This is a genomic window from Pseudoalteromonas sp. NSLLW218 (genome assembly GCF_015864775.1).
Taxonomy (GTDB): domain Bacteria; phylum Pseudomonadota; class Gammaproteobacteria; order Enterobacterales; family Alteromonadaceae; genus Pseudoalteromonas.
In genome coordinates, this window is record NZ_JADYWO010000011.1 from 78,832 (window position 1) to 92,215 (window position 13,384).

The window sequence follows — 13,384 nt, forward strand, 5'->3', positions numbered from 1 at the left end:
AAAATGCCTCATATTGAGGCATTTTTTTTGTCTTTTTTATAGTGAATTAACTGCACGAGCATAGTGAGTAACACGGCGCTAAACATTAAACTTGAAAATGGCACTGCGCTTTCTGCATGCATAATGGCAAGTAGCGGGCCAACTAATGCACCACTACCAAAACGAAGTGTGCCAATTACGGCCGTTGCCGTACCTGTGTTTCTTTCAAATTTCATTAATATTAGTGAATCAGCATTACTTGCAGTGACACCTAAACTCATCATTAATGGCGCAATAGCAGCCACAATATAATAAAGTGATAAGTGCAATAAGCTAAATGTTAACAGCGAAAGCCCCGATACAAACCCACATACAAGCCCAATATAGAGCATTTTTCGAGAGCCCAGCCTTGGTACAATTCGCGTATTTAAAAAGTTACCAAACATAAGCGCCATTACATTAAACGCAAATAGCACACCAAATAATTGTTCTGAAACCTCATATAAATCTAAATAAATAAATGGTACTGAGGTCAAAAAGCAAAAAAATCCAAACGATACAAACATAGAACTGAGTATATCCGCACGTGCGTCTTTATTACTGAGTACTGTTTTATAGCTATCAAAAAACAGAGCAAGGCCCTTTTTTTCATTTGTATGAATAGGTATATCTATTAAATACACTTGTACAAACGCTAATATTAAAAAGCTATAACCAGCAAGTACTAAAAATATGCTCGACCAAACAGAGAACCCTAAAATAAACGAACCAACAGAGGGGGCTACTAACGGTGCTACCATCATGATCATCGACACATACGACATTCCCTTAGCTGTATTTTGCTGATAAATATGGCGAATAATACCCGGTACGACTACGGTTGCTGCAGCTCCCGTAAATGCTTGCACTGCTCTAAGAGTCCAAAATGCATGGATTTCGGTGGTAAATGCCAGTGCAAGTGAGCTTGCGCCAAATAGGGTTAAGCCAATACGTGCGAGCTTACGACGGCCAATTTGATCGGCAATAGGGCCAAAAAATAACATACCTAATGAATAACCAGCTAAGTAAATACTCAACGATATTTGTACATTTGGCATATTAGTGTGTAAATCGTTTGCAATTACCAGCATGGCGGGCAAATACATATCAATCGCCAATGGAGTAATCGCTACGATACTGGCTAATAAAGGCAATAAAATACGGGTATTAAAAGACGAGGCTGAGGTGTCCATGTGTAAACTCAACAATCACTAAAAACAAGGGTTATAGTGTAACAGGGCATTGTATTTGGATAAACTTAGTTTGCCTGCTAAGTTTATCGTCTCATCGCATCTTTTAATATAAAGGTATATAAAGCAAATATTTTAAATTGGTACTGTGTTTGCTATTCTACAAGCAATAAAAAATTTATTACTTAAGAGAATTACCATGAAAAAACTAGTACTTGCAGTATTAGCGACAGCTGTTTTAGCCGGTTGTAAAACGTCGCCAACAGGACGCACACAAATAGCGCTTTACTCAGATCAACAAATGAGTGAAATGGGCACTGCTAGTTTTGCAGATATGAAAAAAAACCAACCAATTAATAAAGATGCAAAAACAAATGCATATGTAAATTGCATTGCTGAAAAAGTAGTGGCTGTATTACCAAAAGAATACGCGTCGCAAAATTGGGAAGTAGTGGTATTTGAAGATGAATCTGCTAACGCTTTTGCACTACCTGGTGGCTATATTGGGGTTCATACGGGCTTATTAAAAATAGCCACCAATCAAGACCAACTAGCAACAGTGCTAGGGCACGAAGTTGGGCACGTAATTGCTGAGCATTCTAATGAACGAGTTTCACAAAGCTCTATTTTAGATACAGGTATGCAACTAGGTAGTGCAGCACTTGAAATGGGTAATATTCAATACCGTAATGAAATTATGCAGGGTCTAGGCTTAGGCGCACAGTATGGTGTTGTTTTGCCATTTAGCCGTTCGCATGAGTCAGAAGCTGATGAAATTGGCTTAGATTTAATGGCGGAAGCAGGCTTTAATCCACAAGAATCAGTAACCCTTTGGCAAAATATGAGTGCTGCAGGCAGTGGTACAACACCTGAGTTTTTATCAACTCACCCAGCGCCAACTAACCGTATTAAAAACTTACAAGCGCAAATGAGCAAAGCTCTTGGCGAACAAAGTACAGCTAAAGCGCAGGGTAAAAACCCACAATGTAAGCTGTAATTTAGCTTATATAATAAAAACCCTGTAAATAGTTTACTTACAGGGTTTTTGTTTTTTTACTATAAAAACTTATTATCTAGTATTCAGGTTATTTAGTATTAAGTGCCTTGTTAAATACGCCTTTAAAACGATCAAAATCTTCAATTTGCGGCAAATGACCTAAATTATTCAGTTCAAATAGTTGAGCATTAGGGATAAGTGATGCAGCATGCTTACCTAACTTATCGTATCGACCAAGCTCGTAATCAACATCGTCTTTTTTCCAGTTGCGACCTGGACCGGTCCTGTCTCGTGTACCAATAATTAATTTAACCGGCACAGTTAAATCTTTAAATTCGGTTACTACAGGCTGAGTGAAAATCATGTCATATGTTTTAGCATTTACCCACGCCATTTTTTCTTTATCTGGGCCTTGTATTTGCCCTGTTATAAAGTCAGTTAAGGCTGAATATGTTGTATTCCACTTACCATCGTAGTAATTTTTTTGTTGATACTTTCTTACACCTTCAGGTGTTTTTGCTAATTCATTTTTATAGAAAAAGTTAGTATCTTTGTAATCAACATACAGCAAGTAGTTTTCAAGCCCAATAGGGTTTACTAAAATTAGCTTTTTAGTAGTGTTTGGATACATTAAAGCAAAACGACTCGCTAGCATCCCGCCCATTGAGTGCCCTAATACAATCGACTCCTTTATATTAAGTGAATCTATTAACGCGTGAGTATGATGAGCAAGTGCCGCAAATGAATATTGATAATCCGTTGGTTTAGACGATTTGCCAAAACCAATTTGATCAGGGATTAATACGCCGTAACCTAAAGATTGCAGGTATTGCGCAGTGGTAGTCCAGTAATCTGCATTAAAATTTTTGCCATGCATAAGCGTAACTGTAGGCATGTCGGATTTGGTTGGCTTTAAGTAAATATAGGCCATTTTTAATGATTGTTTTTGCGACTCAAGTGCAAAATAATTTACTTTAAAATCGTATTCGTAATTACTTAAAAGTGCATCGTAAGATAGAGATTCTGTATTTACTTCACTACTTGCTAAAGCATTATTAGTTAAAGCTAACAATGCAGAAAAACAAATAACTTTGATTGATGACATGTTGATACTCCTAGTAAGGCAAGCGTGTGGCTTAAATGAAGTACGACAATAGCTAAGTATTAGACGCTGTTCAATTAAATACTTTTTATGCATAAAAAAAGGAGCGCTTAAAAGAGCTCCAATATATGTAATTTTAACGCAGTGTGGCTGTTTAAAATGTCCACTCTACATGTATTTGTGGAACCGACTCGGTCACTTCAGTACCTAATTTGTTGTGCCAGTATTGAAGCTCCATACCCAGCAGTAGTGTGTTTTCTTTCATTTGAAGGGCATGACCCATATCCCACACTAAAATAGGCTGTGCGAGTATCCACGCTTCTACGTCGTTACCAAATTCATCTTCACGCTCTGCGATGTATTCAGCGTGGCCTTTAAAGCTAAACTTTTGTGAGCCAATAGTGAAAGGATATTCAAAAGCTACATCAAGCATCCAGCTATTAGTTTCAATAGGTGCGCCGCCTTTTGCGACACCTTCACTATCGTCAATGTAGGCTGTGAACAGCGTTTGAAAAAAGTTGAACCCAGGTACATCCCAGCTTAATTTAACACCTGGTAGATATTTCATTACTTTTGCATCGCCAGCAACGTTAATACCGCCCGTTAGGCCAACATCTAATAATGCGCCAGAGCCAATTTGCTTACCAGTGATGGCAGATAAGCTAACCGTTGAGTACCACTCACCATAAAAATCAGCATCTTGGTAACCATCATCTATATCGTCTTTACTGTAATCGATAAAAAAGAAGTTATCGCCGTAATCGTAACCTGATGCATGTTGAACCGAGTATACAGTGGTGTCTGACTCTTGCTCAGTGAATGGATTTTTTTGGCTGCCATTATTTATATGTAGCGCTGTACTGCTCCAATTGGCAGCAAAAGCCGACGATGATAAAGCTAGAGAAGTAAGGGTAATAAAAGGGAGTAATTTTTTAAATTTCATAACTGTTTAATAACTATAATTTTAGTGACACGCGGAAGCGGCAATTATAGCAGAAGAGATTGATTTGTTGATCGCTAATTTAACACATGTTGCAGCCTACTTAATAAGCTGCAACATGTAATAACTCAATGTATTACGCTTTATTACGGCGTAAACAAATAATAGTAATCGCCGTAAATGCTAAAATAAAACAGTAATAAGAAGACGTTGATACTTCCCACGGGCTAATTTTAAACGTAGCACCTAACAGTAGCGCTTGTGCGCCATAAGGAAGTGAGCCTTGCGTTACACAAGCAAATATATCAAGTAAACTTGCAGAGCGTTTACCGCTTATTTCACCATCATCTGCCAGCTTTTTAGCAATAGGGCCAGCAACAATAATAGATACGGTGTTATTGGCAATACACATATTACTTGTCATAACCAATGCTGCAATACCTAATTGATCGGCCACTTTACGGTGCCATTTTGCGATGATTTTAGTTATGGCTTGAATTTTTTGAGCAATGTAATCAAGGCCACCGTTAATCCGAATAAATTCAGATAAGCCACCTATAAACATAGATAGTAAAAATATTTCCTGCATATCGGTAAAGCCTTTGTAAATATCTTTTACAAAGCTTGCGCCTTCATAACTTCCTGTAAAGCCCATTAATGCAGCAAAAATAATACCGCTAAACAACACTACAAATACGTTCAAGCCAGCAACGGCTAACACTAAAATAAAGGCATAAGGAAGTACTAACCAAATATCGTAATCTTTGGTTTCAACAACTTGCGCCGCAGGTGTTAAATAAAACAATAAGCCAATAGTTAGTATTGCAGCAGGGACTGCAATTTTAAGATTCTCTTTAAACTTGTCTTTCATTTCACAGCCCTGTGTACGTGTGGCTGCAATAGTCGTGTCTGAAATAATTGATAAGTTATCGCCAAACATAGCACCAGATACAATCGTACCTGCCATTAAAGCTGGATCTATACCTGTTTTAATTGATACAGCATAAGCAATAGGACCAATAGCACCAATCGTTCCCATAGACGTACCCATTGCTGTAGATACAACCGCTGCAATTAAAAATAAGCCAGGAAGCAACAACGCAGGTGGAATAAGAGATAAGCCTGCATTTACTACCGCATCCACACCACCGGTTGCACTGGCAACGGCAGAAAACGCACCTGCAAGTAAGTAGATTAAACACATTGTAATAATATTGTTGTGCCCGGCACCCTTAATAAAGGTTTCTACACACTCATTTACTGTGCCTTTATTTAAAATGAACGCAAGCATTATGGCAGGTAATATAGCCACTGGAGCAGGAAGTTGATAAAAAGCGTAGTCAACCCCTTGAGATTGTAAATATAAACCAGAGCCCAAAAATAGTGCTACAAAAGTTAAAAGGGGTAGTAAAGAAAGTATTGCTTTGTTTTTGTTAAATGATGGCTGCATCATAATCCTCGAAACCAGTTAATTTACAACAGCCAAAAATTCCTCTTTTAGCTGAATTTAGCAAATCTACCTACTATGTTAATCATTAACAAAATTAGGAGAATGCAGCGCCCGCAAGCCAAAGACCAAATCGACGCGAAAGAGAAGTTTAAATGTATAGATGGCTAAAGTAAACTGGTATTGTTATTATTATTTAATTAAAGGGTTACCTGACTATTGCATGACTTTTAGATAATATCTACAAAGTAACGCTATTTTCAGCGATTAATATTTGTCCAACTGCATAAAAATGCCCAAACGCGTATTTGCAATGCTCCGGATATATACTCAGATTAGTAAAAAACGGATTCAAATTTAAATTAGGTAAAAACAATGACTACAAATCGAATAGGCGTTTTTGGTGCTAACGGCAGAATGGGCTTAGCATTACTGGAAGCTGCAACAATTAAAGAGCAAACACAACTTACAGGTGCATACGTTCGTAGCAGTTCATCGTTATTAGGTATTAATGTAAATCAAGTAAATAGCGCAGCCGATAATAGTGTTAGCTTTAGCGAAGAAACCACAATAGATAATGTAGATGTTTTAATCGACTTTACGCTTCCCGCTGGTATGAAAAACCATTTAAAAACCGCTGTAGCACAAAAAATTCCTATGGTTATTGGTACAACGGGTTTAACAAGCGACGATATGGCACTTTTACACGATGCCGCTAAGCATATTCCTATTGTATTTGCGCGGAACTACAGTGTAGGAGTCAATGTATTACTGAACCTTGTGCAAACCGCAGCGATTAAATTTGGTGACGATTTAGATATTGAAATATTTGAAGCGCATCATCGCCATAAAATAGACGCACCATCGGGTACTGCGCTCGCTATAGGTGAGTCAATCGCAGAGGCAAAAGGCTGGGATCACGACGAGGTTGCTGTATACGACCGAAGCCAAGTAGAAACCGCTAAATCGCAAAACGAAATTGGTTATTCGGTACTAAGAGGGGGCGATATAGTAGGTGAACACACCGCATACTTCGCCACAATGGGCGAAAGACTCGAATTAACCCACAAAGCAAGTTCAAGAATGACATTCGCTTTAGGTGCTGTAAGGGCTGCAAGCTGGTTGAAAAATAAACCTGCAGGACTTTATGATATGCAAGATGTGCTAGATCTGAAGTAGTTTAGTTACTTTTTTAGCTGTTTGGGTCTAATTTCACCTACAGTGACTTGTTTGTAACAATTTACCAAATAATGTTAGACCTAAATAGTATCTTCATGTAATATGCAGCCAATTTGCCAAAAATTACTAAATGCGTGTTTCCAATTATACCCAAGTGGCTAGTAAATCCACGGTTTCAGTGGGAATAAAAATAGTTTTAGGCAAGAAAAAATGATTGAAGGTTTAGTGGTTTACATCTGCATCATTTAAGACTGCGTAAAACAATTTAAGCTCACAAAAATCTGGTTTTGACGATCCCTCTGGGTATTGGCGGGGTGTTAAGCAATTGCTTGCTCCCGTTTTTTACTGTTAGGAGGTTTAACTTGACTAAATCCGCTCTGTTAGTCCTAGAAGACGGCACAGTGTTTCGCGGTACTGCAATCGGCGCTGACGGCATGTCTGTCGGTGAAGTAGTATTCAATACGTCTATGACTGGTTATCAAGAAATTTTGACTGATCCATCATACGCGGAACAAATCGTAACTTTGACGTACCCACACATCGGTAATACGGGTACCAACAGCGAAGACGAAGAAGCGAATCAAATTTGGGCTAAAGGCCTAGTGATCCGTGATTTGCCACTGCTAGCGAGTAATTTCCGTAACGAGCAATCGTTAGATGATTACTTAAAAGAACGTAATATTTTAGGTATTGCGGACATCGACACCAGAAAATTAACTCGAATTTTGCGTGATAAAGGCGCACAAAACGGGTGTATTATTGCTGGCGACGAGTTAGACGAGAAAAAAGCGTTACAAGCCGCGCAAGCCTTCCCAGGTTTAAAAGGTATGGATTTAGCAAAAGTTGTCTCAACCAAGGAAAATTTTGAGTGGCGCGAATCAAGCTGGACATTAGGCGAAGGATTTAAAACCCTTGATACTGCTGATGAAAAGTTTCATGTTGTTGCCTACGACTTCGGTGTAAAGCGTAATATTTTACGTATGCTTGTAGACCGAGGCTGTAAACTTACAGTAGTACCAGCGCAAACCTCTGCCGCTGACGTACTGGCTTTAAACCCTGATGGTATCTTCCTATCTAATGGCCCTGGCGATCCTGAGCCATGTACTTACGCTATTGATGCAATTAAAACCTTTTTAGAAACCGACACACCTATTTTTGGTATCTGTTTAGGTCATCAGTTATTAGCCCTTGCCTCAGGTGCTAAAACAGAAAAAATGAAATTTGGCCACCACGGCGCTAACCACCCAGTTAAAGACTTAGACCGCGATGTAGTTATGATCACGGCTCAAAACCATGGTTTTGCAGCTCAAGAGTCAAGCCTGCCAAGTACGCTTCGTGCCACGCACAAATCGTTATTTGATGGAACGCTTCAAGGTATTCATCGAACAGATAAACCTGCGTTTAGCTTCCAGGGTCACCCTGAAGCAAGCCCTGGTCCGCACGATGCAGCCCCATTATTTGACCACTTCATCGATTTGATGCAAGCGCGTAAACACTAATTTAACTGGAGTAATAATGCCAAAACGTACCGACATAAAAAGCATTCTTATCTTAGGCGCAGGCCCAATTGTAATTGGTCAAGCTTGTGAATTTGACTACTCTGGTGCACAAGCGTGTAAAGCACTTAGAGAAGAAGGCTACAGAGTTATATTAGTTAACTCAAACCCTGCAACTATCATGACCGACCCTGATATGGCCGATGCAACCTACATCGAACCAATTCATTGGGAAGTGGTAGAAAAAATTATTGAAAAAGAAAAGCCAGATGCAGTGCTGCCTACAATGGGTGGTCAAACAGCATTAAACTGTGCGCTTGAACTAGACAAGCACGGTGTATTGGCTAAGCACGGCGTTGAACTCATTGGTGCAACGGCTGATGCAATCGACAAAGCAGAAAACCGTGAACGCTTTGACATTGCAATGAAAAATATTGGTCTTGAATGTCCACGTGCTGAGATTGCTCACACAATGGAAGAAGCTAAAGACACAATGACTCGCATTGGCTTGCCATGTATTATTCGTCCATCTTTCACTATGGGCGGCACCGGCGGCGGTGTAGCGTATAACATGGAAGAGTTTGAAGAAATTTGTGAGCGCGGCTTAGACTTATCGCCAACAAACGAATTACTAATTGATGAATCACTGATTGGTTGGAAAGAGTACGAAACAGAAGTTGTACGTGATAAAAACGACAACTGTATTATTGTTTGTACTATTGAAAACTTTGACCCTATGGGTGTTCACACTGGCGATTCAATCACCGTTGCACCAGCGCAAACGCTAACCGACAAAGAATACCAAATTATGCGTAACGCCTCTATGGCGGTATTGCGTGAAATTGGTGTTGAAACTGGCGGTTCGAATGTACAGTTTGGTATTAATCCTGCTGATGGCCGTATGGTTATTATTGAGATGAACCCACGTGTATCACGTTCATCTGCATTAGCATCTAAAGCAACGGGTTTCCCAATTGCTAAAATTGCTGCAAAGCTAGCAGTAGGTTACACGCTTGATGAACTTCAAAACGACATCACTGGCGGTAAAACACCAGCGTCTTTTGAGCCTTCAATCGATTACGTTGTAACAAAAATACCTCGCTTTAATTTCGAAAAATTTGCCGGTGCGAACGACCGTTTAACTACGCAAATGAAATCAGTTGGCGAAGTAATGGCGATTGGCCGTAATCAACAAGAGTCACTGCACAAAGCATTACGTGGTCTTGAAGTGGGCGCAACGGGTTTTAACCCGATAGTTGCGCTTGATGACCCTAAAGCAAAAGAAAAAATTATCCGTGAACTACGCGAGCCAGGCGCTGAGCGTATTTGGTACATTGCCGATGCAATGCGCCATGGTATGAGCGTTGATGATGTTTACGAACTGACTAAAGTTAATCGCTGGTTCTTAGTACAAATAGAAGACATTTTAAAAGACGAAGCAAAAATTGGTGAAGTAGGTATGGCGGGCTTAAATGCCGACTTCCTACGTAAACTTAAACGCAAAGGTTTTGCAGATCCGCGTATAGCTGAAATTGCGGGTGTATCTGAAGCTGAAATTCGTAAAAAGCGTCATCTATTAAACATCGTGCCAGTATACAAGCGTGTTGATACGTGTGCAGCTGAATTTAGCTCAGACACTGCTTATATGTATTCAACTTACGATGAAGAGTGTGAAGCTAACCCAACTGATCGTGATAAAATCATGGTTATTGGTGGCGGCCCTAACCGTATCGGTCAAGGTATTGAGTTTGATTACTGTTGTGTACACGCTTCGCTTGCGCTTCGTGAAGACGGTTATGAAACCATCATGGTTAACTGTAACCCTGAAACGGTATCTACCGATTACGATACATCTGACAGGTTATATTTCGAACCAATTACACTTGAAGACGTACTTGAAATCGTACGTGTTGAAAAGCCAAAAGGCGTTATCGTGCAGTATGGTGGTCAAACACCACTTAAACTAGCGCGTGAGCTTGAAGCGAATGGCGTGCCAGTGATTGGTACTTCACCTGATGCGATTGACCGTGCAGAAGACCGCGAACGTTTCCAACAACTTGTTGAACGTTTAAACTTACTTCAGCCAGAAAACGCAACAGTAACTTCAACTGAAGAAGCTTTACTTAAATCAGTTGAAATTGGCTTCCCATTGGTTGTACGTCCCTCGTATGTACTTGGTGGTCGTGCAATGGAAATTGTATACGACGAAGACGATTTACGTCGCTACATGACCGAAGCTGTGCAAGCATCAAACGAAGCGCCTGTATTGCTGGACCGTTTCTTAGATAATGCGATTGAAGTTGACGTTGACGCAATTTGTGATGGCGAGCAAGTAATCATCGGCGGTATCATGGAGCATATTGAACAAGCGGGTGTTCACTCAGGTGACTCAGCATGTTCATTACCAGCACATTCATTATCGCAAGAAGTGCAAGATGTAATGCGCAAGCAAGTAACTGACATGGCGCTTGAACTTGGTGTTGTTGGCTTGATGAATACACAGTTTGCAGTAAAAGATGGCAAAGTGTACTTAATTGAAGTTAATCCACGTGCTGCACGTACTGTACCGTTTGTATCTAAAGCAACCGGTGTTGCGCTTGCAAAAGTAGCTGCACGTTGTATGGCAGGTCAGTCTTTAGCAAGCCAAGGTATTACTAAAGAAGTGATCCCTCCTTACTACAGCGTTAAAGAAGTTGTACTGCCGTTTGCTAAGTTTCAGGGTGTGGATCCAATCCGTGGTCCTGAAATGCGTTCAACGGGTGAAGTGATGGGTGTTGGTGATACTTTCGCCGAAGCATTCGCAAAAGCACAATTAGGTGCAAGCAACACTTTACCACGCGGTGGTCGCGCGCTATTATCTGTTCGTAATAGCGATAAGCCACGTATTGTTGAATTAGCCAAAATCATGACCGACTTAGGTTTTGAACTTGACGCAACTGGTGGCACGGCACAAGCTCTTGAAGAAGCTGGCATTGAAGTACGACGTGTAAACAAAGTATATGAAGGCCGCCCGCATATTCTTGATTATATCAAGAATAAAGAGTACAGCTATATCGTTAATACCACCGAAGGTCGCCAAGCGATCGAAGATTCGAAGGTGTTACGTCGTGGTGCATTGCAAAATAAAACCAACTATACGACAACCTTGAACGCGGCATTCGCTAACTGTACTGCTAATAAAGCAGATGACCGCAGTAAAGTGACGTCAGTTCAAGAGCTACACCTGCGATTGAACTAAGGAAATGTGCCAAGGCCAACTAGGGCCTTGGTGTTAAGTGAGAAAAGTATGCAATCAATTCCGATGACAGTTCGTGGCGCAGATTTACTGCGTAAAGAGCTTAACGAATTAAAAACAGTTACCCGTCCTAAAATCGTAAGTGATATTGCGGTTGCACGTGAACATGGTGACTTAAAAGAAAATGCTGAGTACCACGCTGCGCGTGAGCAACAGGGTTTTTGTGAAGGTCGAATTCAAGAAATTGAAGCAAAGCTTTCAAATGTTCAAATTATCGACGTAACTAAAATGCCGAATACTGGTAAAGTTATCTTTGGCACTACGGTAACTATTGTAAATGTAGAAACCGATGCAGAAGTAAAATACCGTATTGTGGGCGATGATGAAGCAAATATTAAAAACAATTTAATATCTGTTAACTCGCCTATAGCGCGTGGTTTAATTGGTAAACAAATGGACGACGCAGTGTCTATTGAAACACCAAAAGGTATTGTTGAGTACGAAATCATTGAAGTTGAGTATCTTTAACGCACAACTCACTTTAACGTTTTAAATAAAAGCCGATGTAATTACATCGGTTTTTTTATGTCTTAAATAAATTACTATACTGATAAGGGCGTTCATATTGCATAAAGAGTAGGCATGATGATATAGGTACATAATCACTTCATTAAAAGGAACACTCAATGGCTAATATACTTTACCCTGCGCCTTTAAAAGTAGGATCAAAAATAGCAATTTGCTCACTTTCAGCAGGTCTTAAAGAAAAGTTCCATGCACGATTAGACATTGTTATAAATGGATTAAAAAATCGAGGGTATGATGTTGTTGAAGGCGAGTTTTTACGTCAAAACAAACCGCGTGAACAGCTTAATGCTAAAGCACATGCTCAGCAATTAATGGGCTTTTTATTAGATGAAGAAATTGATGCAATTATGCCGCCAATGGGTGGTGAGCTGGCAATGGAAATACTGCCACTGCTTGATTTTAATGCCATTAAACAAGCAAAGCCTAAATGGTTAGTTGGCTTTTCTGATGTGAGTACTATTGCCTGTGCATTAACGGCTAAGTGCCAATGGGCGACCCTGCACAGTGCTAACCTTATGCAGTTGCATCCTGATGAAAAAAATCCGTATAGCTTACAAATATTCGAAACCCTTACTTACGAAGCGGGTAGTAAATTTGAGCAAGGGCCTTCCTCTTTATATCAAAAAAACAAGCCTAGCTACGCGCAAAACCCAAATGAATTACTAAGTCCTAGCGAGCCAACAAAATGGCAATGTTTAAACTACACAGATAAACGCACCATAGAAATGTCAGGTCGCTTATTTGGCGGATGTTTAGATACAGTAGGTTTACTGCTCGACTCACCATTTTTAGCACTACATGAATTTAAAAAGGACAGTGCGCCCGAAGGGCTTATTTTATACCTTGAAAACTCAGAACTTACACCTACAACCGTTGCACGATTTTTACTGTCATTAAAATTAGCTGGCATATTTGACGACATTAATGGTTTGGTTTTAGGGCGAAGTGAAATTACTCAAAGTCATTATGATGCCTTTGACTATCGACATGCGCTTGATGTAGCACTGGGTGGGTGTTTATTCCCAGTCATTTTTGATGCTGACATAGGGCATGTTCAACCTAACTTAAATTTAGTTAACGGCGCTACGTGTACGCTTATTGCTGATATAAATGAAGGTATAGTAAACAGTGCATCGTTAAATATTCAACTTTCGTAGTTTTTATCGCATTTAGTTTTGAAAAACAAATAAGT

At 39.9% G+C, this 13,384-nt stretch carries 10 protein-coding genes; 6 read left to right on the forward strand and 4 right to left on the reverse strand.

Annotated elements, in window-relative coordinates; all coding sequences use genetic code 11:
• Nucleotides 1-8: 8 nt before the first annotated feature.
• Nucleotides 9-1,211 carry a Bcr/CflA family efflux MFS transporter gene (locus tag I6E80_RS16480; protein WP_197185993.1) on the reverse strand — a complete coding sequence of 401 codons (1,203 nt, stop codon included), beginning with the start codon at nucleotides 1,209-1,211 and terminating at the stop codon, nucleotides 9-11.
• Between the two features lie 196 nt (nucleotides 1,212-1,407).
• On the opposite strand from I6E80_RS16480, the gene I6E80_RS16485 reads away from it, so the two are divergent.
• Nucleotides 1,408-2,205 (forward strand): M48 family metallopeptidase, encoded by a 798-nt coding sequence (locus I6E80_RS16485; protein ID WP_197185994.1) that lies wholly within the window; start codon nucleotides 1,408-1,410, stop codon nucleotides 2,203-2,205.
• Between the two features lie 88 nt (nucleotides 2,206-2,293).
• On the opposite strand, the gene I6E80_RS16490 is transcribed toward I6E80_RS16485, so the two are convergent.
• The 3 genes from I6E80_RS16490 to I6E80_RS16500 form a co-directional block, all read right to left on the reverse strand.
• Nucleotides 2,294-3,310, reverse strand: coding sequence for an alpha/beta fold hydrolase (locus I6E80_RS16490; RefSeq protein WP_197185995.1), 1,017 nt, complete (start codon nucleotides 3,308-3,310; stop codon nucleotides 2,294-2,296).
• Between the two features lie 151 nt (nucleotides 3,311-3,461).
• The gene (locus I6E80_RS16495; RefSeq protein WP_170070684.1) at nucleotides 3,462-4,250 is read right to left on the reverse strand and encodes a nucleoside-binding protein; all 789 of its coding nucleotides are present in this window, start codon (nucleotides 4,248-4,250) and stop codon (nucleotides 3,462-3,464) included.
• 133 nt (nucleotides 4,251-4,383) lie between these two features.
• Entirely contained in the window at nucleotides 4,384-5,697 is a 1,314-nt protein-coding gene (locus I6E80_RS16500) for a Na+/H+ antiporter NhaC family protein (RefSeq protein ID WP_165725900.1), read from the reverse strand.
• A 372-nt stretch (nucleotides 5,698-6,069) separates the two neighbouring features.
• On the opposite strand from I6E80_RS16500, the gene dapB reads away from it, so the two are divergent.
• The 5 genes from dapB to I6E80_RS16525 all read left to right on the forward strand — a co-directional run bounded on the left by dapB (nucleotide 6,070) and on the right by I6E80_RS16525 (nucleotide 13,349).
• Nucleotides 6,070-6,873 (forward strand): 4-hydroxy-tetrahydrodipicolinate reductase, encoded by an 804-nt coding sequence (dapB, locus tag I6E80_RS16505; protein ID WP_076924152.1) that lies wholly within the window; start codon nucleotides 6,070-6,072, stop codon nucleotides 6,871-6,873.
• Between the two features lie 362 nt (nucleotides 6,874-7,235).
• The gene (carA, locus tag I6E80_RS16510; protein WP_197185996.1) at nucleotides 7,236-8,372 is read left to right on the forward strand and encodes a glutamine-hydrolyzing carbamoyl-phosphate synthase small subunit; all 1,137 of its coding nucleotides are present in this window, start codon (nucleotides 7,236-7,238) and stop codon (nucleotides 8,370-8,372) included.
• A gap of 16 nt (nucleotides 8,373-8,388) precedes the next feature.
• Complete coding sequence (gene carB / locus I6E80_RS16515; protein ID WP_024599615.1) at nucleotides 8,389-11,607, forward strand: carbamoyl-phosphate synthase large subunit; 3,219 nt, start codon at nucleotides 8,389-8,391, stop codon at nucleotides 11,605-11,607.
• Between the two features lie 48 nt (nucleotides 11,608-11,655).
• Complete coding sequence (greA, locus tag I6E80_RS16520; RefSeq protein ID WP_024599614.1) at nucleotides 11,656-12,132, forward strand: transcription elongation factor GreA; 477 nt, start codon at nucleotides 11,656-11,658, stop codon at nucleotides 12,130-12,132.
• Nucleotides 12,133-12,290: 158 nt separating this feature from the next.
• Nucleotides 12,291-13,349, forward strand: a complete 1,059-nt coding sequence (locus tag I6E80_RS16525) for a S66 peptidase family protein (protein ID WP_076924154.1) — start codon at nucleotides 12,291-12,293, stop codon at nucleotides 13,347-13,349.
• Nucleotides 13,350-13,384: the final 35 nt, after the last annotated feature.